This is a genomic window from Streptomyces sp. NPDC050423 (assembly GCF_040655445.1).
In the GTDB taxonomy this organism is placed as follows: Bacteria; Actinomycetota; Actinomycetes; order Streptomycetales; family Streptomycetaceae; genus Streptomyces.
Genome location: NZ_JBFAJY010000032.1, coordinates 75308 through 96346, shown reverse-complemented (window position 1 = coordinate 96346; position 21039 = coordinate 75308). Strand labels below are relative to the sequence as shown.

The 21039-nt window shown below is 69.2% G+C and carries 16 protein-coding genes, 1 tRNA gene and 1 pseudogene; 9 read left to right on the top strand and 9 right to left on the bottom strand.

The features are described from left to right. Positions 1–188 precede the first annotated feature (188 nt). Positions 189–644 (top strand): hypothetical protein, encoded by a 456-nt coding sequence (locus AB0I52_RS23195; protein ID WP_363075458.1) that lies wholly within the window; start codon positions 189–191, stop codon positions 642–644. Between the two features lie 91 nt (positions 645–735). On the opposite strand, the gene AB0I52_RS23190 is transcribed toward AB0I52_RS23195, so the two are convergent. Further along, positions 736–1755, bottom strand: coding sequence for a zinc-binding dehydrogenase (locus AB0I52_RS23190; protein ID WP_363075456.1), 1020 nt, complete (start codon positions 1753–1755; stop codon positions 736–738). A 61-nt stretch (positions 1756–1816) separates the two neighbouring features. Between AB0I52_RS23190 and AB0I52_RS23185 the strand changes: the two genes are divergently transcribed. Continuing rightward, positions 1817–2125: a metalloregulator ArsR/SmtB family transcription factor gene (locus AB0I52_RS23185; RefSeq protein WP_359681086.1), complete on the top strand. Its 309-nt coding sequence runs from the start codon at positions 1817–1819 to the stop codon at positions 2123–2125. Positions 2126–2306: 181 nt separating this feature from the next. On the opposite strand, the gene AB0I52_RS23180 is transcribed toward AB0I52_RS23185, so the two are convergent. Beyond that, on the bottom strand, positions 2307–2786 hold the full coding sequence (locus AB0I52_RS23180) for a CGNR zinc finger domain-containing protein (RefSeq protein WP_363075454.1): 480 nt from the start codon (positions 2784–2786) through the stop codon (positions 2307–2309). 107 nt (positions 2787–2893) lie between these two features. Between AB0I52_RS23180 and AB0I52_RS23175 the strand changes: the two genes are divergently transcribed. Then, positions 2894–3760 (top strand): alpha/beta hydrolase, encoded by an 867-nt coding sequence (locus tag AB0I52_RS23175; RefSeq protein WP_363075452.1) that lies wholly within the window; start codon positions 2894–2896, stop codon positions 3758–3760. Between the two features lie 343 nt (positions 3761–4103). Next, positions 4104–4259: pseudogene (locus AB0I52_RS23170) on the top strand (IS256 family transposase); the annotation flags it as partial. Positions 4260–4507: 248 nt separating this feature from the next. On the opposite strand, the gene AB0I52_RS23165 reads toward AB0I52_RS23170, so the two are convergent. The 3 genes from AB0I52_RS23165 to AB0I52_RS23155 all read right to left on the bottom strand — a co-directional run bounded on the left by AB0I52_RS23165 (position 4508) and on the right by AB0I52_RS23155 (position 7763). Further along, the gene (locus AB0I52_RS23165; RefSeq protein WP_363075466.1) at positions 4508–6178 is read right to left on the bottom strand and encodes a prolyl oligopeptidase family serine peptidase; all 1671 of its coding nucleotides are present in this window, start codon (positions 6176–6178) and stop codon (positions 4508–4510) included. 5 nt (positions 6179–6183) lie between these two features. Next, positions 6184–7470, bottom strand: coding sequence for an IS256 family transposase (locus AB0I52_RS23160; RefSeq protein ID WP_363075450.1), 1287 nt, complete (start codon positions 7468–7470; stop codon positions 6184–6186). 205 nt (positions 7471–7675) lie between these two features. Beyond that, positions 7676–7763: transfer RNA gene (locus tag AB0I52_RS23155), tRNA-Leu, on the bottom strand. Between the two features lie 247 nt (positions 7764–8010). Here AB0I52_RS23155 and AB0I52_RS23150 point away from each other — a divergent pair. Continuing rightward, complete coding sequence (locus tag AB0I52_RS23150; RefSeq protein ID WP_363075448.1) at positions 8011–9315, top strand: DUF2254 domain-containing protein; 1305 nt, start codon at positions 8011–8013, stop codon at positions 9313–9315. Positions 9316–9330: 15 nt separating this feature from the next. On the opposite strand, the gene AB0I52_RS23145 is transcribed toward AB0I52_RS23150, so the two are convergent. From AB0I52_RS23145 to sucC, 3 genes are all read right to left on the bottom strand, one after another. Beyond that, complete coding sequence (locus tag AB0I52_RS23145) at positions 9331–10902, bottom strand: aldehyde dehydrogenase family protein (RefSeq protein WP_363075446.1); 1572 nt, start codon at positions 10900–10902, stop codon at positions 9331–9333. A 139-nt stretch (positions 10903–11041) separates the two neighbouring features. Next, positions 11042–11935, bottom strand: a complete 894-nt coding sequence (sucD, locus tag AB0I52_RS23140) for a succinate--CoA ligase subunit alpha (protein ID WP_363075444.1) — start codon at positions 11933–11935, stop codon at positions 11042–11044. A gap of 11 nt (positions 11936–11946) precedes the next feature. Further along, positions 11947–13080: an ADP-forming succinate--CoA ligase subunit beta gene (gene sucC, locus AB0I52_RS23135; RefSeq protein ID WP_363075442.1), complete on the bottom strand. Its 1134-nt coding sequence runs from the start codon at positions 13078–13080 to the stop codon at positions 11947–11949. 177 nt (positions 13081–13257) lie between these two features. Here sucC and AB0I52_RS23130 point away from each other — a divergent pair, with 177 nt between their 5' ends. From AB0I52_RS23130 to AB0I52_RS23115, 4 genes are all read left to right on the top strand, one after another. Further along, the gene (locus AB0I52_RS23130) at positions 13258–14940 is read left to right on the top strand and encodes a thiamine pyrophosphate-binding protein (RefSeq protein ID WP_363075440.1); all 1683 of its coding nucleotides are present in this window, start codon (positions 13258–13260) and stop codon (positions 14938–14940) included. A 16-nt stretch (positions 14941–14956) separates the two neighbouring features. Further along, positions 14957–16186, top strand: a complete 1230-nt coding sequence (gene frc / locus AB0I52_RS23125; protein ID WP_363075439.1) for a formyl-CoA transferase — start codon at positions 14957–14959, stop codon at positions 16184–16186. A gap of 2 nt (positions 16187–16188) precedes the next feature. Then, positions 16189–18327: an acetate--CoA ligase family protein gene (locus AB0I52_RS23120; RefSeq protein ID WP_363075437.1), complete on the top strand. Its 2139-nt coding sequence runs from the start codon at positions 16189–16191 to the stop codon at positions 18325–18327. A 69-nt stretch (positions 18328–18396) separates the two neighbouring features. After that, on the top strand, positions 18397–19791 hold the full coding sequence (locus AB0I52_RS23115) for an OFA family MFS transporter (RefSeq protein WP_363075435.1): 1395 nt from the start codon (positions 18397–18399) through the stop codon (positions 19789–19791). Positions 19792–19855: 64 nt separating this feature from the next. On the opposite strand, the gene AB0I52_RS23110 is transcribed toward AB0I52_RS23115, so the two are convergent. After that, the gene (locus AB0I52_RS23110) at positions 19856–21031 is read right to left on the bottom strand and encodes a sugar phosphate isomerase/epimerase family protein (protein ID WP_363075433.1); all 1176 of its coding nucleotides are present in this window, start codon (positions 21029–21031) and stop codon (positions 19856–19858) included. Positions 21032–21039: the final 8 nt, after the last annotated feature.

Here is a 21039-nt window from a genome sequence, read left to right as displayed (position 1 = left end):
GGTTCGGTGCTGGTCATAAGGGGTGATTCTCCTGTCGCGCCCTCTCAGGCTAACCCGACAGATCGGGATGTCTCACCCAAGGCTGACAGAGAGGGGAGGCCGCTGCCGTCATCGAAGACGATGGCCACGGGGGGACCGACGGGCTCGCCCAGGTCTACGTAAGTCCTGAGCTCGACGGATGGACGCTGGTGATCGGCCCCTGGTGCGATCCGTGCGACGACGAAACGAGTGACGAGATGCTGCGACTGTGCGTTGATCTCAGCAGCCGCTACAGCCAGGCGCAGGCGTACTACTACGGGATGCAGGGAGACGGGTCGGCCTGGCTCATCGCCGAGGATGGCGCCGTGGTGCGGCGGTACTGCGAAACCGGTGCACCCGACGAAGACGCGCTCTTCACGCTGGGACAGCCGCTCCCACTGGAGAGGTCCCGTCGGGAGGGACTCGGACTCTCACCGACCTGGGACGAGAGCACCAGAGGCAGTGAGGCCGAGGACGAGTGGAAGTGGGACGGGCACGAGATGGCCCCCGAGATCGCCGCGGCGCTGGGAATCAGTCCGCGCGGGCTGACACCACAAACGCCAGTACGCGGCACCGGCCTGCTCGCTCACACTGGCGTTTCCACTGAGGAAGGCAGCTGGATGTGACCGCGTCCGGAACTTGCGGACACGCGGGGCGGAAGTCAGCCACATCACCAACTGGCAGCCGCCCCGGCCGGGACCGGGGCGGCTGGCTCACTCAACGCGACGATGCCGTCCGGTGCGGTGGCTCGTCGGTGGGGTGTACGGCGATGGCGATCTTGCCCCGGGGGCGCCGGCGGCCGTCGCCGGTGGAGCCGCCTTCCAGCAGGGTGTGTGCCTGAGCGATGTCGTCCAGCGGGAGTACTGTGCCGATCACCGGCCGAAGTCTGCCCTGGTCGACCAGGCGGCTGAGGGCTTCGAGCTTCGCCCGGCCGGGGCTGACGAAGAGGAAGTGGTAGGTCGCGTTCACGCCCCACGCGGCGAGCAGGTTCTGCGGTTCGGGGGTGTCGACGATGGAGACCACGCGGCCCCGGTCGGTGAGGGCCTCCGGGCTGCGGGTGAGAGTGTCCCCGCCCACCGTGTCCAGGACGACGTCCACCCCGCCCAGTGCGCGGACCTGCGACACATAGTCACCGGTCGAGAAGTCGATCGCGTGGTCTGCTCCGAGGCCGGTGACGAACTCGTGATCCTTCGCCCGAGCGGTGGTGACCACCTCGGCCCCCAGTGCGCTGGCGAGCTGGATGGCGGCGGAGCCGACTCCGCCCGCTCCGCCGTGTACCAGGACCCGTTCCCCGGCCCTTACCGCGGCGCGTTCGACCAGCGCTTCCCAGACCGTCACGCCCACGAGCGCGAGGCCGGCGGCCTCGACGTGCGACAGGCGTGCGGGCTTGCGGGCGACCAGGGCCTGGTCGGCCACGTGGTACTCGGCATAGGTCCCCTGCCCGGCGAATATCGGCGCCAGGTACCAGACCTCGTCGCCCGGCTGGAAGTCGTCCGCCCCGGGGCCGGTGGCGACCACCACGCCGGACACGTCGTTGCCGATCACCGCGGGCAGCGCCACCTCCTCGTGGTAGTCGCCGCGCCGGGTCTGGAGGTCGAGGGGGTTCACGGACGTGGCCATCACGCGCACCAGCACCTGACCGGGTCCCGGGGTGGGCCTTGGCAGCTCTCGGGCGGCGAACGCGTCTTCCGCGTCGCCGAAGCGGACGAGTTCCATCACACGCATCGAAGTAGACATACGCCGACCTTAGATCGTCATATCGCGAATCGTCAATATATGACTGGGCTAGGATGAGTGCGTGTTCTCGGAGGCGGAGTTGCTGGCTGTGTTCCGGGCCCTGTCCAATCCAGCCCGCCGACAGATCCTGGTGTGGCTCAAGGAGCCGATGAGCTTCCCCGGCCAGGAGCCCGACGACGTCGAGATCGGCGTCTGCGTGACCGACATCCAGCGGCGTACCGGTCTGGGGCAGTCGACCACCTCGCAGTACCTCGCGATGCTGCGGCAGGCAGGGCTCGTGATCGCCACCCGGCGAGGCAAGTGGACCTACTACCGCCGCGACGAAGCGAACATCACCCGCCTCCTGAAAACCCTGCGCGACGTCTTCTAGACCCCAACCCAACACCGGGCAGCCCGCCGCCGCCCCGCCAGGGACCTCGCGCGACCCAACAGGCCGGACTGGCGCCGCCTTCAGCTGCCGCGCTACGGCTGCTACCGGGGCCGCCCGCGGAGAAGGACATCACTGCTCGGCGGGTTCCCGTTCAGCTCCAGCCGGGCCCTTGGGTGCGGATTCAGCGGGTGCGTTCGTAGTGGCGGCGCACTTTCTCGCGGTTGCCGCAGACGGCCATCGAGCACCAGCGTGCGCGGTTGGCGCGGCTGCGGTCGAGCAGGAACAACTGGCACTCGGTATTGGCGCAGGGGCGCAGCCGGCCGGGCATCCGTTCCTCGGTCCCGGCCCAGGCGAGGACCGTCTCGACGGCCAGCCGGGCGTGCGGGGGGAACCTGACCGCCCACTGGAGACCGTCCGAAGTGACCTCCGGGATCTGGTGAACCCCTTCCAGTAGCGGGCCCAGCGCGGCGGGCGAAGAGTTTCCGCGCACCACATCCTGCAGGACGTCCCGCGCCTCGCGCAGCAGCGTCAGTTCCGCGAGGCTGCCGTCACCGCCGTGCTCCCGCGCCCAGCGCCTGCCTTCGGCCGGGTCGCCGAGCGCGTCCTGCTCCTCGCCGTTGACCAGCGGCCTGCTGTTGAGCAGGTCCAGTAGCGCACCCATCGGGGGATCACCACCTTTCTAACCGTATCGAATCGTTTGACAGGTTAGCCCATCCCGTGCTTACGTAGCGAACAACTAACCATATCAAACGCGCAAAGGAGTTAGATATGAGCTCGGTGCACCACCGGACCGCCTCCGTCGACGGTCATGAGATCTACTACCGCGAGGCCGGCCCCGCCGACGCCCCCGTGATCGTGCTGCTGCACGGCTACCCGACCAGTTCGTTCATGTTCCGGGAACTCATCCCGCTGCTGGCCGACGACTACCACGTCATCGCCCCGGACCACCTCGGCTTCGGCCACTCCGACGCCCCGCCCACAACGGAGTTCGACTACACCTTCGACGCCCTCGCCGAACTCACCTCCGGGCTGCTCGACCAGCTGGGCCTGGACCGCTACGCCCTCTACGTCCAGGACTACGGCGCCCCCATCGGATGGCGCCTCGCGCTGAAGAACCCCGAGCGCATCTCCGCCATCGTCACCCAGAACGGCAACGGCTACGAGGACGGTTTCGTCGACTCCTTCTGGGCCGGCCTGTGGGCCTACGGGGCGAATCCCGGCCCCGACACCGAACCCGCCGTCCGCGCCGCGATGAGTCTCGAGGCCATCCGCTGGCAGTACGTGCACGGCGTACCCGACCCCAGCGTGGTCAGTCCGGACACCTGGGAGCACGACGTCGCGCTCGTCTCCCGCGAGGGCAACGACGAGATCCAGCTGGCACTGTTCCGGGACTACCAGAACAACCGCCCGCTCTACCCGCTGCTGCACGAATACCTCCGCACCAGCGAGGTCCCTGTGCTCGCCGTCTGGGGCCGCAACGACGAAATCTTCGGCCCGGCGGGCGCACGCGCCTTCGCCCGCGACGCCAAGAACGCGGAAGTGCACCTGATCAACGGCGGCCACTTCCTGCTGGAGAGCCACCTGGACGTAGTCGCCGGCTACCTCCGCGGCTTCCTCGGGCGGGTGCTGGGGTAGACAGGGCAGGGGGCTGGAGAAGGGGCCTTCGCAGGCCGACGCGCCAGCCCCCGCCCCATCCCGGCTCGGCCGTGGGACGCTCCCGTCCCCGGCACGGCTGGGGAGAGCGACGGCGCCCGCCCGGCGCTGGCGGCCGGGCCGCACTCCCTGCCGGGCCCCGCACGCCCCGCTGAAGTACTGCCAGCATCGAGATCCTCCGCAACCTGCGTCCAACGGCCTTGAACGCCCAACGCCCCCTCGCGGTCCGCGGCGGGGCCACCAGTCCAAACCCGAGCGTGGCCCGGTCCAGTGGATGCTGCCTTCAGCTGCCAGCCGCGAACTGCCGTTACCTCTCCGATTCGGGAAAGGTGCTGGCAGTCGCGTTGCTGCACTCGCCATGGTCGTCAAGCTCATGGATTCCGCCCAGACGCGCTGACGCGCGGTCAACGCACCCCATCTGGTTGCCCTGGTCCGTGCCGGCGCCCGCTTCGAACGCGGCCAGCTGGTGGAGCGACCGTAAAGACTCACCGCATGACCGACGAGTCCTTCGATGAGGCACCGCCCAGGCACCTCCGGTATCGCCGCTGCCTGCAGGATCCGGTCAATTTCCCTTACGGCAGCTAGTCGGTGCTGAGGTGTGCGGAGAATGCCCGTCGCTGTGGCAGGCGCTCGGCCCTGCCATCGGTCGGGCTGTCCGGGGACGGCTCGATGATCGGGCCGGGATGGTGCGGGGCGGACTCCCTGCCGGGTGGGCAGCTCTGCGGGCGGTTATCCGAGCAGTTCGGCGAGGTGTTCGGCACCGGCGGGAAAGGGCTGCATCGCGTATCCCTCCGGTGGTTGCGTCCCGAGCAGGTGCCGGACGAGGTAATCCCACATCCGGCGCGTGACGTAGTGGTCGCGGCCCATGAAGCTGTGTTCGACGCCGGGGACGACAAGCAGGTCGAAGTCCTTGTCGGCGTCGATGAGGGCGTCGACGAGGTTGAGGGTCTGGTAGGGCAGGACGTTGTCGTCGAGCTCGCCGTGGACGAGCAGAAGCTTCCCGGTCAGATTGGCGGCGAGGTTCGGATTGGCGGTGTCGGCCCATTGCTCCGCGGTGCCTTCGCCGAGGTAGGTGTCGGCCCACAGCGCCAGGTAGTGACGGATGTCGTGGTTGCCGCACAGGGCGACGCCGACCTTGTAGAGGTCGGCGTGGGTGAGCATCGCCCTGACGGTGGCGAAGCCGCCGCCGGACGCTCCGGCGATTCCGACCCGGTCGATGTCGATCCAAGGGTGACGGCAGGCCAGTTGGTGAATCGCGGCGACGTGGTCTTCGAGGAAGCCGGCGTTGCCGAGGTTGCCGTAGGAGGCGTCGTGGAAGGCTTTGCTGCGGCCGGGGGTGCCGCGTCCGTCCATGGTCACGACGGCGAATCCCAGGGCGGCGAGCGTTTCCGGTGATACGAGGTGGGGGTTGGAGAAACCTGCGGTGGCGCGCATGATCTGAGGGCCGGGGTAGACCGAATCGACCAGCGGGTAGCGACGCGACGGATCGAAACCGTGCGGGCGCCAGAGCGTGCCGTGGATGTCGGTGACCCCGTCGGCGGCCTTGGTGCTGAACCGCTCCGGTGGTGTCCAGCCTGCGGCGAGCAGCAGCGCGGTGTCTGGTCGCTCGAGTTCGACCACGGCCGCGCCGGCGGCATCGCGTACGACGGTCCTCGGCGGTGTGTCCACGGCGGAGGCGGTGTCGAGGAGGTAGGCGCCGGACGGGGCGACAACGACCTCGTGATCGAACGCGTCGTCGCTGTGATTGGCGAATCCGCTGCCGTCGAGTCCGACGGTGCACAGCTGCCGGGCGTAGGGCTCACCGGGCACCAGCCCTGATGCGAGGAACAGGACGGTGCGGTTCTCCTCGTCGACGTGGAGGATGCTGCGGACCGCCCACGCTCCCTTCGTGACCCGAGTCGGGGCCGGCTCGTCGGTCGACGCGGGGCCTGGCGGCCGAGGGGGTGCGGGGTAGAGGTACAGATGTCCCCAGCCGTCGCGCTGGGAGTACCACAGGGCCTCTCCGGAGTTCAGCACTCGGACGATGGGGCGGTCGAAGATCAGTTGTGCGGGTTCCACTCGGGTGGTGCCGTGGTCGTCCACGAGGAGGTCGACGGCGCCGGTGTCGGGATCGAGGCGGTGCAGCCCGAGCGAGCGGGCGTAGCGGGGCTGGCGCAGGAAGTACAGGGCCCCGCCGTCGTGGGACCACCAGACCCAGCCGCGCGCAAACGGGGACAGGTGGCCGATGTGCGAGGGGCGGGTCGCTTCCCACACCGCCGAGCGGCGCCCCACGTCCAGCACGACGAAGCGGGCGTCGGCGTGCCGTTCGTCCTGGGGCATGGCGTAACGGAACGAGTGCGCAACCGGCGGCCCGCCGTCGCGGGGGGGGGTCTGTACAGCGAGCGGTGTAACTCGGTTGATTGTTTCTACTGGCGTCCGGCGGTGAGTCGGCCGTCGAAGGTGATGTCGAAGGCGTTGAGTGCGGCCTTCCAGCGCATGGTCCAGCGTTTGCGGCCGGTGCCCTTGGGGTCCAGGCTCATCACCGCGAGGTAGACGCACTTGAGCGCGGCCTGTTCCGTGGGGAAATGCCCGCGGGATCGGACGGCTTTGCGGATGCGGGCGTTGACGGACTCGATCGCGTTGGTGGTGCACACGATCTTCCGGATCTCCACATCGAACTGGAGGAAGGGGACGAACTCCGCCCAGGCCCTTTCCCACAGCCGCACGATTGCCGGGTACTTCTTGCCCCAGGCCTCGCTGAACTCCAGGAAACGCTCCAGGGCGGCGTCCTCGGTCGGCGCGGTGTAGACGGGTTTGAGCGCACGCGCGATCTTTTCCCAGTCCTGCCTCGCTGCGTAACGGAACGAATTCCGCAGCAGGTGAACCACACACGTCTGGACAATCGTCGCAGGCCAGACCGTGTTCACCGCGTCCGGAAGGCCGGTCAGGCCGTCACAGACCAGCATCAGCACATCGCGGGCCCCGCGGTTCTTGATCTCGGTGAGGACCTGCAGCCAGTACTTCGCACCCTCGCCGCCGTCGCCGACCCACAGACCCAGGATGTCCCGATGCCCCTCCGCCGTCACCGCCAGCGCCATATAGACGGGCCGGTTGGCGACCTGACCGTCCCTGACCTTCACGTTCACACAGTCGATGAAGACGACCGGGTAGACGCCGTCCAGGGGCCGGTTCTGCCATTCGGCCATGCCGGCCATCACGCTGTCGGTGATCGTGGAGATAGTGCTCTTGGAGACCTCCGCCCCATAGACCTCGGCCAGGTGCGCGGAAATCTCACCATGAGTGAGGCCCTTCGCGGACAGGGACAGGACCATCTCGTCAACCCCGCCCAGGCGCCGCTGGCGCTTCTTGACCAGCTGCGGCTCGAACGTGCCCGCCCGGTCCCGCGGCACCGTGATCTCCACCGGCCCGACCTCGGTGGTCACCGTCTTGGACCGGTGCCCGTTGCGATAGTTGTCCCGGCCGCCTTCGGCCCGCTCACCGGGCTCGTGTCCGAGGTGGTCGGTCAGCTCGCCCTCCAGCGCCGACTCCAGGACCCTACGCGTCAACTCCGCCAGCAGGCCGCCCTCACCCGTCAGCTTCACTCCGCCGGCCTGAGCCCGGGCCACCAGTTCAGCAACCAGCCCGTCATCCACAGCATCCGGTGCGTCCACGGCGGCCTCCCCGGCCTCGATGTCACTCATCACGTCAGTCATCAACTGTCGCTTCCAGCTCGGGAGTTACACCGTTGACCGTACAGACCCGCCTGATCCACCCCACCCCTCACACCCCACCTGAACAGCACAAACACATCTGGCCCTCTGCGAACCCGCAGAGGGCCAGATCACGTTCTACACAACAACAAAGCCGGTCAAAGCGACAAAGTGTCGCTTTGACCGGCTTCATTTGGTCGGTTGACCCTGGTGTCCGAGGGGGGACTTGAACCCCCACGCCCGATAAAGGGCACTAGCACCTCAAGCTAGCGCGTCTGCCATTCCGCCACCCGGACCGGGTGATCAGCCGCAGTCTCCCGCGGCGACAAAGAAAACAATACCAGGGGTTTGGGGTCCGTCTCACCTGCGTATTCGGTGGTCAGCGCACTGGTCAGCGGGGTTCGGGCTCGCCGCGGAGGCGTTCTCGCCGGCACACCCCCGTCCTTGCGTACGGTCCGTAGCCAGTCACGTACGCACGGTGTCTCCGGAGGGTCGGCGGCGGGGTCCACGCGGGTATGCGCGGGGCGGGTTACGTTCGCCGGCATGAGTGATCGCGGCTATCGGCCACCCCGCACGCTGTCACCGTTGCGAGAGCATCTGCGCGAGACCTTCTGGTTCGCCCCGACCCTGACGCTGGTCTGCGCCATCGTGCTCTGGTTCGTCGCCTCGGCGCTCGACGAGCAGCTCGTCGCCTACCTCCAGGACGAGCAGGCGTACGACGAGATCAAGGACCTGGTCTCGGTCGCCGAGGACACCAAGACGATCGTCGTCACGATCAGCTCGGCGATGATGACCTTCATCGGTGTGGTCTTCAGTATCTCGCTGGTGGCCGTGCAGATGGCGAGCGGGCAGCTCACGCCCCGGGTGGTGCGGATCTTCGTACGGAGCCGGATCAGCAAGCTCACGCTGTCGGTGTTCCTGGCGACGTTCGTGTTCTCGCTGCTGGTCCTGAGCTCGTACGAGAGCGAGACCGATCCGCGCCTGGTGGTGTCCGTGCCGTTTCTGCAGAGTGTGCTGACCGCCGCGCTCGTCGGGCTCAGTCTGCTGCTGTTCATCGCCTACGTGAGCTCCACGCTGCGGCTGATGCAGGTCGGCCCCGTCGTCGACCGGATCACCCGGGACTCCTTCCGGGTGCTGGGGCGGATGCCGGCCGGCCGCCCCCAGGAGGGGCCGCTCGCGGGCGAGACCGGGCAGCTCGTGCACGAGGGGCGGGCCGGGGTGCTGCGGGACGTGAACGTGGCCCGGCTGGTACGGGCCGCACGGCACCAGGGCGTCGTTCTGCGGCTGATCCCTCGGCTCGGGGACTTCGTCGTGCCGGGGACACCGGTGCTGGCGGTGCACGGCGGGGCCGCGCCACGCCGGCGCGCGCTGCGGTACACGGTGTCCGTGGGGGTCGAGCGGACCCTGCACCAGGATCTGGCGTTCGGCCTGCGCCAGCTGTCGGACATCGCGCTGCGGGCCCTCTCGACGGCCGTGAACGACCCGACCACCGCAGTGCAGTGCCTGGACCGGATCGTGCAGTTCCTCGCGGCCGTCGTGGATCTGCCCCTCGGGGCCGTCCACCACCGGGACCGCAAGGGGGTCGTACGGCTGGTGCAGGACGTGCCGGGGTGGGCGGATCTGGTGGATCTCGGGTTCGAGGAGATCCGGCGGTGTGCCGCGGACACCCCGCAGGTCACCCGGCGGCTGCTGGCCGGGATCGACGATCTCCTGCTGCTGGCGGCGCCGGAGCGGCGCAAGCCGTTGGTCCGGCACCGTGCGCTGCTGATCCAGGCGGTGGAGCGCGCGGTGCCGGAGGCGGCCGAGCGGGAGTTCGCGCTGCTTCCCGACCGGCAGGGGATCGGGTGAGCACTGACGCCACCTCTACGGCATGAGGTGGTGGTCCGGGAAGTTGCCCGGCAGGCGCTCGCCCGGCGGGCCGTCGGTCACGGCGCGGACCAGGAGTTCACCCCCGACGAAGGCACCGTGCCAGGAGGCGCCGAAGCCGCCGAAGAGCTCCTCACGGTCGCCCCGGGAGCGGGGTGTGCCGTGGCCGACCTTGAAGGCGCGGATCTGGGGGGCCAGCCTGTCGTACGTCGCGGGGTCGTCGGTCGAGAGGGTGGCGACCAGGGCCCCGTTCGAGGCGTTCATGGCGGCGAGGAGTTCCGCCTCCGTGTCGACCAGGACGATCGTGTCGACCGGGCCGAAGGGCTCCGCGTGGTGGAGCGGGGAGGACGGCGGCGGGTTGAGGAGCGTGACCGGGTGGAGGTACGCCGAGGTGTCCTGGCCCGGAAGGAAGTGGCCGTCCGCCGCGGCCGCGCCGGCGCGGTGCAGTGGGACGGCGCCCCGGTCGACCGCCTCGGCCACCTGGTCGGCCAGCTCCTTGGCCTTGGCGGCGTTGATCAGCGGGCCGAAGTCCAGGGCGGGAAGGGGGTCGGCGGGGTCCGCCACGGCGAGGGGGTGGCCCACCCGCAGGGCGCGGACCGCCGGGAGGTAGGCCGTCAGGAACGCGTCGAACGCGCTGCGCTGGACGACGAAGCGCGGGTAGGCGGTACAGCGCTGCTTCCCGTAGTCGAACAGCTTCGGGATGACGGCGCCGAGCGCGTCCCAGTCCGTGTGGTTCCAGATGCCCCAGGTGTTGAGCCCCTCCTGTTCGAGGATGTGCCGTTTGCCGAGGTCGGCCACGGCGGTGGCGATACGGGCCCCGGTGTCGCGGCCCCCGACGAAGGAGACGCAGCCGATCTCCGGTGAGCGGACCAGGGCCTCGGAGAGTTCGCCGCCGCTTCCGCTGACGAGGGTGAGGGGGACGCCCTCGCGGGCGGCGAGGGCACAGGCCAGGGTCAGACACGCGACGCCGCCGTCGGTGGGGGTCTTCGCGATCACGGCGTTGCCGGCGAGGGCCTGCACGAGCATCGCGTGGACCAGCACGGACATCGGGTAGTTCCAGCTGGCGATGTTGGAGACGGGGCCCGGGAGCGGGGTGCGGTCGGTGAGCATCCGGTCGATGTCGTCGACGTACCACCGCACCCCGTCGATCGCCCGGTCGACGTCCGCCTGGGCGAGGCGCCATGGCTTGCCGATCTCCCAGACGAGGAGGAGGGCGAGCAGTTCGCGGTGTTCGGTCAGGGCGTCGAGGGTGGCCGTGACGCGGGCGCGGCGCTCGGGGAGGGGGATGTGCCGCCAGACGCGGTGCTGGTCGAGGGCGGCACGGACGGCGCGCGTGGCCGTGGGGGCGTCGAGCCGGGGCGGTCCGGCGATGGGGGTGCCGTCCACGGGGGTGGTGGCGGGGAGCACCCGGCCGTCGCGCTGCCAGCCCGCCGCCCAGAGGTTCAGGACGCGGTCCTCCTGGAATGCCTCGGGGGCGGTGGTGAGGCAGCGGTGCCAGGCGTCCTGCCAGGCTGTGCCGGGTTTGAGGGCGAGGGTGGGGGCGGGGGTGGGGGTGTTGCCGGGTGTCATGGGGTCTCCGCTCTCGGTGCACAGTCGGGACGCGGCGATGCGCGGGGTGCGGGGTCGGTCGGGGTGGGGTGCCTGCGGCGGGACTTGTCCCCTCCCCGGCCCGTTCCCGTGAACGGGGCTCCGCCTCGGAGCCCGTTCCTCAAACGCCGGAGGGGCCGAAGAGGCGGGCCCTGGCCAGGTGGGCTGTTTCCGTCGGGGTCGAGCCGACCGCCACTCCGGCCGCCTCCAGTGCGCGCTTCTTCGCTTCGGCCGTGCCCGAGGAGCCCGAGACGATCGCGCCCGCGTGGCCCATCGTCTTGCCCTCGGGCGCCGTGAAGCCCGCGATGTAGCCGATCACCGGTTTGGTGATGTGCTGGGCGATGTGGGCCGCGGCCCGCTCCTCCGCGTCTCCGCCGATCTCGCCGATGAGGACGATCAGTTCGGTGTCGGGGTCCTGCTCGAAGGCCGTCAGGCAGTCGATGTGGGTGGTGCCGATCACCGGGTCGCCGCCGATGCCGACCGCCGAGGAGAAGCCGATCTCGCGGAGCTCGTGCATCAGCTGGTAGGTGAGCGTGCCCGACTTGGAGACCAGTCCGATACGGCCGGGGGCGGGGGCGATATCGGGCGGGATGATGCCCGCGTTGGAGTGCCCCGGGCTGATCAGCCCGGGGCAGTTGGGGCCGACGACACGGGTCGAGCGGGCCCTGGCGTGGGCGTGGAAGGCGACCGCGTCGTGGACGGGAACGCCCTCGGTGATGACGACCGCGAGGCCGATCCCGGCGTCCACCGCTTCGATGACGGCCGACCTGGCGAAGGGGGGCGGGACGAAGACGACCGTAACGTCCGCCGCCGTCGCGTCCATGCCCTCGCGGACCGAGCCGAAGACCGGCACCGGGGTGCCGTCGAAGTCCACGGTCCGGCCGGCCTTGCGGGGGTTCACCCCGCCGACGATCCGGGTGCCGGCGGCGAGCATCCGGCGGGTGTGTTTCATACCCTCGGCGCCGGTCATGCCCTGGACGAGGACCCTGCTCTCCTTGGTGAGGAAGATGGCCATGTCCGCACTCCTTATGCTGCGTCGGCGAGTTGGGCGGCGCGGCGGGCTGCGCCGTCCATGGTGGTGACCTGGTGGACCAGTGGGTGCGCACGGGCGTCGAGGATCGCGCGGCCGCGGGCGGCGTTGTTGCCGTCGAGGCGGACGACGAGCGGTTTGGTCAGCTGTACGGTCTCCAGCGCCTGGACGATGCCGTCGGCGACCACGTCGCAGGCCGTGATGCCGCCGAAGACGTTGACCAGGACCGATTTCACGCCGGGGTCCGAGAGGATCACCCGGAGGCCGTCGGCCATGACCCGGGCCGAGGCGCCGCCGCCGATGTCGAGGAAGTTCGCGGGGCGGGCGCCGCATCCGGCCACCACGTCGAGGGTGGACATCACGAGTCCGGCGCCGTTGCCGATGATGCCGACCTCGCCGTCGAGCCTGACGTAGTTGAGGCCCTTGGCGGCGGCCTCGGCCTCCAGCGGGTCGCCGTGCGGGTCATCGGCCTCCGCACCCCAACGGTGCTGGCGGAAGCGGGCGTTGCCGTCGAGCGTGACCTTGCCGTCCAGGGCGAGGATTCTGCCGTCGACGGTGCGTACGAGCGGGTTCACCTCGACCAGGAGGGCGTCCTCGCGGGTGAGGACCTGCCACAGCCGGCGCAGGACCGGGGCCGTTTCCGGCGGCAGTCCGGCCGACTCGGCGATCTCCCGCGCTCTTTCCTCGGTGACTCCTTCCTCCGGGTCGACCGGCATGCGGGTCACCGCGTCCGGGCGGTTCGCGGCCACTTCCTCGATCTCCGTGCCGCCCTCGGCCGAGGCGATGGCGAGGAAGGTGCCCGCCGCGCGGTCCAGTGCGTATCCGACGTAGAACTCGGCCGCTGTGTCGACGGGTTCGGCGAGCATCACCGCGCGGACGCGGTGGCCCTTGATGTCCATGCCGAGCATCTGACGGGCCGTGAGGGCGGCTGCCGCAGGGTCCGCCGCGAGTTTCACCCCGCCCGCCTTGCCGCGTCCGCCGGTCTTGACCTGCGCCTTGACGACGACGCGGCCGCCGAGCCGGCGGGCCGCCCGCTCTGCCGCGTCCGCGCTGTCGACGACCTCGGCCCTCGGTACCGCTATGCCGTGTTCCGCGAAGAGCTGCCGTGCCTGGTGCTCGTACAGATCCATAGCCACTCCCGATCGTGCCGATTGTGAAAGTGCCGCACGCCCCCTGGACACCACCCACCGGATGCGGGATAACAAGGTTCATACAGTATTCGTCGACTGTATGCAATGTACCGCAGGGGTGCCGGCCCAAGCACTGGAGCGGCCCCCGCACTCCCCTACGAAGGGACAGGGATCTTCATGCCCGAGGACAGCCAGGACCTCATTTCCGGTGGGCACTTGGTCGCGAAGGCGTTGAAGGCCGAGGGGGTGGAACGCATCTACACCCTCTGCGGCGGCCACATCATCGACATCTACGACGGCTGCGTCGACGAGGGCATCGAGGTCGTGGACGTACGTCATGAGCAGGTCGCCGCCCATGCCGCCGACGGCTACGCGCGGATCACCGGCAAGCCCGGATGCGCTGTCGTCACGGCCGGGCCGGGGACGACGGACGCGGTGACGGGCGTCGCGAACGCCTTCCGCGCCGAGTCGCCCATGCTGCTGATAGGCGGTCAGGGGGCCCACAGCCAGCACAAGATGGGTTCCCTCCAGGACCTGCCGCACGTCGAGATGATGGCGCCGATCTCCAAGTTCGCCGCCACCGTGCCGGACACCGCACGCGCCGCGGACATGGTGTCGATGGCGTTCCGCGAGTGCTACCACGGGGCGCCCGGCCCGTCCTTCCTGGAGATCCCGCGCGATGTGCTCGACGCCAAGGTGCCGGTGTCGAAGGCCCGGGTGCCGCAGGCCGGGCAGTACCGGGCGTCGACCCGTACGGCCGGTGACCCCGCGGCCGTCGAGAGGCTGGCCGATCTGCTGGTGCACGCCGAGAAGCCGGCGATCCTGCTGGGCAGTCAGGTGTGGACGACCAGGGCGACGGACTCCGCGATCGAGCTCGTACGCACCCTGCACGTCCCGGCTTACATGAACGGGGCGGGCCGGGGCACCCTGCCGCCCGGCGATCCGCACCACTTCCAGCTGTCGCGCCGCTACGCGTTCTCCAACGCCGATGTCATCGTGATCGTGGGGACGCCGTTCGACTTCCGGATGGGCTACGGCAAGCGGCTCTCCCCCGACGCCACCGTCGTGCAGATCGACCTCGACTACCGCACCGTCGGCAAGAACCGGGACGTCGACCTCGGGATCGTCGGGGACGCGGGAATGGTGCTGAAGGCCGTCACCGAGGCCGCGAGCGGACGGCTCAACGGGGGCGCGGTCAAGCGGAAGGCCTGGCTGGAGGAGTTGCGGGCCGCCGAACAGGTCGCGATCGGGAAGAGGTTGCCGAGCCTGAGGTCGGATGCCTCCCCCATCCATCCCTACCGGCTGGTCAACGAGATCAACGACTTCCTCACCGAGGACTCCATCTACATCGGGGACGGCGGTGACATCGTCACGTTCTCCGGTCAGGTCGTACAGCCGAAGTCGCCCGGCCACTGGATGGACCCCGGTCCGCTCGGCACGCTCGGGGTCGGGGTGCCGTTCGTCCTGGCCGCCAAGCAGGCCAGGCCCGACAAGGAGGTCGTGGCGCTCTTCGGTGACGGCGCCTTCTCCCTGACCGGCTGGGACTTCGAGACGCTGGTGCGCTACAACCTCCCCTTCGTCGGCATCGTCGGTAACAACTCCTCGATGAACCAGATCCGTTACGGCCAGAAGGCCAAGTACGGCAACGAGCGGGAGCGGGTCGGCAACACCCTCGGAGACGTCCACTACGACAAGTTCGCCCAGATGCTGGGTGGTTACGGCGAGGAGGTCCGCGACCCCGCCGACATCGCGCCGGCACTGCGACGGGCCCGCGAGTCCGGACTGCCCTCGCTGATCAACGTGTGGATCGACCCCGCCGCGTACGCCCCCGGAACCATGAACCAGACCATGTACAAGTAGCAGAGGAGCCATTGGCATGACCAAAGCTCTTGAGGGCGTGCGCGTCCTCGACATGACGCACGTACAGTCCGGTCCGTCCGCCACCCAACTGCTCGCCTGGCTCGGTGCGGACGTGGTGAAGCTGGAGGCGCCGAGCGGCGACATCACCCGTAAGCAGCTCCGCGACCTCCCCGATGTCGACTCCCTCTACTTCACGATGCTCAACTGCAACAAGCGGAGCATCACGCTCAACACCAAGAGCGAGCGGGGCAAGGAGCTCCTCACCGAACTCATCCGCCGCAGCGATGTGATGGTGGAGAACTTCGGCCCCGGGGCCGTGGACCGTATGGGGTTCACCTGGGAACGGATCCAGGAGATCAACCCGCGGATCGTCTACGCCTCCATCAAGGGCTTCGGCGAGGGCCCCTACACCAAATTCAAGGCGTACGAGGTGGTCGCCCAGGCCATGGGCGGCTCGATGTCCACCACCGGCTTCGAGGACGGACCACCCCTGGCGACCGGGGCGCAGATCGGTGACTCCGGCACCGGAGTCCACGCCGTCGCCGGCATCCTGGCCGCACTGTTCCAGCGCGAGAACACCGGGCGGGGACAGCGCGTCAACGTCGCCATGCAGCACGCCGTGCTCAACCTGTGCCGGGTGAAGCTGCGTGACCAACAGCGCCTCTCCCACGGGCCGTTGACGGAGTATCCGAACGAGGACTTCGGTGACGAGGTGCCGCGCGGCGGCAACGCCAGCGGCGGCGGACAGCCGGGCTGGGCGGTGCGGTGCGCGCCCGGCGGCCCCAACGACTACGTGTATGTGATCGTCCAGCCCGTCGGCTGGCAGCCCCTCGCCTCGCTCATCGGCCGTCCGGAGCTGGTGGACGACCCCGAGTGGTCGACGCCGGAGTCCCGGCTGCCCAAACTCAACAAGATGTTCCAGCTCATCGAGGAGTGGTCGTCCACGCTCCCCAAGTGGGAGGTCCTGGAACAGCTGAACGCGCACAACATCCCGTGCGGCCCGATCCTCTCCACCAAGGAGATCATGGAGGACGAGTCGCTGGCCGCCAACGAGATGGTCGTCCGCGTCGAGCACCCGGAGCGCGGCACGTTCACCACCGTCGGCAGCCCGCTGAAGCTGTCCGACTCCCCGGTGGATGTGGTGACTTCACCGCTGCTCGGTCAGCACAACCAAGAGGTGTACGCCGGTGAGCTGGGCCTCGGTGACGAGGAAATGCGGCTGCTGAAGACGAGCGGAGTCATCTGAGCATGGTCGAATCACAGGATCGCGAACAGATCAGGCAGCTGCTCGAATCCGTCCGGGCCGCCGGGCGCACTGCGCTCACCGCCCCCGAGGGCAAGATCGTGGCGGACGCGTACGGGATCGCGGTGCCGGGCGAGGAGCTGGCCCGGGACATCGACGAGGCGGTGGCCCACGCGGACCGGCTCGGCGGGCAGGTCGTCCTGAAGATCGTCTCCCCCGATGTGCTGCACAAGACCGATGCCGGTGGCGTCGTCGTGGGGGTGACGGGCGCCGCCGCCGTGCGGGAGGCCTTCTGCCGCATCGTCGAGAACGTCCGGGCGTACGCCCCGGACGCGCGGATCGACGGCGTTCAGGTGCAACAGCTGGTGCCGCCGGGCCAGGAGGTCATCATCGGCGCGGTGACCGACCCGACGTTCGGGAAGGTGGTCGCCTTCGGTCTGGGCGGCGTGCTCGTCGAGGTGCTGAAGGACATCACCTTCCGGCTGGCCCCGGTCACCGCCGACGAGGCGCGGTCGATGCTCGACTCGATCGGCGCGGCCGAGATCCTGCGCGGTGTACGCGGCGCTCCGCCGGTGGACCGGTGGGCGCTGGCCGAGCAGATCCGGCGGGTTTCCCAGCTGGTCACGGACTTCCCGGAGATCGCCGAGGTCGACCTGAACCCGGTGATCGCGGCCCCTGAGGGGGCGGTCGCCGCCGACATCCGGATCCTGCTGGCCACCGAGGCCGTCAAGGAGCGCCGCACGTACGGCCGCGAGGAGATCCTCGCCTCGATGCGGAGGCTGATGGAGCCGCGCTCGGTCGCGGTGATCGGCGCCTCCAACGAGCCGGGGAAGATCGGCAATTCGGTGATGCGCAACCTCATCGACGGCGGGTTCGCCGGGGAGATTCATCCGGTGAACCCGCGGGGCGATGACATTCTGGGCCGCAAGGCGTACAAGAGTGTCACGGACGTTCCCGGTGAGGTGGATGTGGCGGTCTTCGCGATCCCGGCCAAGTTCGTGGCGTCGGCGCTGGAGGAGGTGGGCCGCAAGGGCATCGCGAACGCGGTCCTGATCCCGTCCGGCTTCGCCGAGACCGGTGAACAGGCCCTGCAGGACGAGATCGTGGCGATCGGCGAGCGGTACGGGGTGCGGCTGCTCGGGCCGAACATCTACGGCTACTACTCGACGTGGCAGGACCTCTGCGCCACGTTCTGCACACCGTACGACGTGAGGGGCGGGGTGGCGCTGACCTCCCAGTCCGGTGGCATCGGCATGGCGATCCTCGGCTTCGCCCGTTCGACGAAGACCGGTGTCTCGGCGATCGTCGGGCTCGGCAACAAGTCGGACCTCGACGAGGACGACCTGCTGACCTGGTTCGGCGAGGACCCGCACACCCAGTGCATCGCGATGCACCTGGAGGATCTCAAGGACGGGCGCGCCTTCGTGGAGGCGGCGCGGGCGACCGTACCGAAGAAGCCGATCGTGGTGCTGAAGGCGGGCCGTACGAGCGCGGGCGCGAAGGCGGCCGGTTCGCACACCGGTGCGCTGGCGGGTGACGACGCGGTGTACGACGACATCCTGCGCCAGGCGGGGGTGATCCGTGCGCCGGGGCTGAACGAGATGCTGGAGTACGCGCGGGCGCTCCCGGTGCTGCCGGCGCCCAAGGGCGACAACGTCGTCATCATCACCGGCGCGGGCGGTTCGGGTGTGCTGCTCTCCGACGCGATCGTGGACAACGGCCTTTCGCTGATGGAGATCCCGCCGGACCTGGACGCCGCGTTCAAGGCCTTCATTCCGCCGTTCGGCGCGGCCGGCAACCCGATCGACATCACGGGCGGTGAGCCGCCCTCGACGTACGAGGCGACGATCCGGCTGGGCATGGAGGACCCGCGCATCCACGCGCTGGTCCTGGGCTACTGGCACACGATCGTCACCCCGCCGATGGTCTTCGCCGAGCTGACCGCCCGGGTGGTCCAGGAGTTCCGGGACCGCGGGATCGAGAAGCCGGTGGTGGCGTCGCTGGCGGGTGACACCGAGGTCGAGGAGGCCTGCGCGTATCTCTTCGAGCGCGGCGTCGTGGCCTACCCCTATACCACCGAGAAGCCGGTCGCGGCGCTCGGTGCGAAGTACCGCTGGGCAAGGGCCGCGGGGCTGCTGACCTGACCCTTCCCAGGCACGAGGAGTTTGGACAGGGGGCGCTGGCCAGGTTCTTTCGAAGCCAAGGGGAGATTCATGAGCACAGACGGACAATCGGGCGCGCCGGCCGTCGCGTACCGGGAAGTGACGGACGGCAAGGGCCGCGTCTACCGGGTCGGTGAGACGGACCGCAGCATCCTCGGCCACAGCCGAAGGATCATGGTGTACATGCCGTGGATCGCGATGATGGCCATCAGCGTGTCCGAGTACGCGTACGGCTCGGCGGAGGACACCCTCTCCGCGGCGCACGGCTGGACACAGAGCAACACGTTCTGGATTCTGAGCGTCTGGGTCTTCTTCCAGGCCGGGATAGCCTTTCCGGCCGGGTGGCTGCGCGAGAAGGGGATCCTCACCGCGCGCCGGGCGATGTTCATCGGAGCCGCGCTCTGCCTCGTCGGATTCCTCGCGCTCTCGCACCTGGACAACGTCTTCGCCGCGATCTGCGGCTTCGGCGTCATCGGCGGTCTGGGTTCCGGTCTCATCTACGCCACCTGCATCAACATGGTCGGCAAGTGGTTCCCGGAGCGGCGCGGCGCGAAGACGGGGTTCGTCAACGGCGGCTTCGCCTATGGCGCGTTGCCCTTCATCTTCATCTTCAACTACGCCTTCGACACCAGTAACTACAACGAGGTGCTCGACCTCATCGGTGTCTATGTCCTGATCGTCGTGGCGATCTGTGCCTGGTTCTTCAAGGACCCGCCGAAGAACTGGTGGCCGGCGGAGGTGGACCCGCTGAACTGCTCGGGCAACACCAAGAGCGCGGCGAGTCTGGCGAAGAACCCTCCGGCGTCGAAGCAGTACACGCCCAAGGAGGCCATCAGGACCGGGATGCTTCCGCTCATGTGGATCACCATCGTCCTGACGGCCGGGGTGTCCATCTTCGGGATCTCGTTCCAGGTGGACTACGCCAAGGAGGTCGGCTTCGGCCCCCTGGTCGCGGCGTCCTCGATGGGCGTCATGGCGGTGATCAACGGGGTCGGCCGGGCCGTCGTCGGCTGGCTCTCCGACATCTGGGGCCGCAAGCTGACGCTGGTGTTCGTCATCGTCGTGCTGGGCCTCGCCCAGTTCGGTGTGATCTGGGCCGGCGATCTGCACAGCGAGTGGCTGTTCCTGTTCTTCGCCTTCCTCTCCGGCTTCGGCGGCGGTGCGTTCTACCCGATGTTCGCCGCTCTGACCCCGGACTACTTCGGGGAGAACTACAACGCCACCAACTACGGCCTGGTCTACAGCGGCAAGCTGGTCAGCGGGCTGTTCGGCGGTGGTCTCGGCTCGATGGTGGTCGACTCCTGGGGCTACGACGGCGCCTATGCGCTGGCCGGGGCGATCTCGATGGTGGCGGCCTGTATCGCCCTGATGCTGAGGCAGCCGGGCCGGCCGCGGATGCGGGACATCACCCCGAATCCGCAGCCGATCAGCCGGGAAGTGGTGTAGGTCCGGCCGGCCCCGTCGTGCCTCGAACGTCGAGGCACGACGGGGCCGGGCCCGCGCCGATGTCCTACTTGCGCAGCGCCGCCAGTCCTTCGTAGCTGATCCGGGCCTGCTTCAGGGACTGCGCGAGGTCCGTCGAGCTCGGTGCGGTGTCCTGCTCGATCATCGGGTTGCGGTAGTTCGCCTGCCCGACGCGGCGGAAGAACGTCCGGTAGTCGATGACCCCGGTGCCGAAGGGGACCATCTCGTAGCCGTCACCGTTGGTCGTGCTGACCACGCCGTCCTTGGCGTGGAACAGCGGGTAGCGCTTGTTGTGGCGGCTGACCAGCGCCGCGGGGTCGAAGATGTTCTCCCGCTGCGCTCCGTCACGCGCGGTGTAGGTGTGGAACTTGTACTGAGCGACGTGCGCCCAGAAGATGTCCATCTCCAGCCATACGGTCTTCGGGTCGGTGACCTTGAGGAAGTACTCCAGCTTGCGGATGCCCGAGCTGCGGGTGGGCCGCCCCTGTGCGTCCAGCGGTCCGCTGTCGAGCAGGAAGCCGTAGGCCGCGTCGTGGTTGTGGGTGTACAGCTTGATGCCCGCACGATGAGCGATCTTTCCCAGGGCGTTCCACTTGTCGGCGGCCACGTCCCAGTCGGCGCGGTAGGCGCTGCCGGTGGGGTCGCCGCCGGTGCCCATGTGGTCCATACCGAGGATGTTCGTTATTTCGAGGTGCCGCTTGAACTCGTCCTGATCGCTCTGGCTCAGCGGCCAGGACGAGGGGATGAAGCCGTGGTTGCCCTGGGCGCGCAGACCGTAGTCGTCCAGCCACGAGCGCAGCAGCTTCGCCCCCTGCACCGTTTCGAGGTTGCTGCCGCCGGGTGCGTTGGCGTGCTGGCCGTATCCGGCGAACTCGACCTGCTTGTAGCCGTAGCGGGCCAGCTCCTTGAAGACGGCGCGGAAGCCCGAGGGAAGGGTGGTGCTGAGCGGGTCCCGGGCCGTGGCGTCGCGCACGGTGTACAGGATGATGCCGCGCTTCGCCGCCGGGACCAGGGTCTGGCCGTGGCCCTGCCCGTGGTCGTGGTCGTGTCCGTGCCCCTGGTGGGAGGCGGGCTGGGCGAAGGCCGGCGAGGCGCCGATGACGGGCGCGGCGATCGCTGTTGCCGCGGCGGCGGTGCAGGTGCTGAGGAAGCGGCGGCGGTTGACGCCGAGGCTGCGGCGCAGGGCGCCGTCCGTTCCGGATTCGTCGTTGTACTCGGTCACTGTCTCTC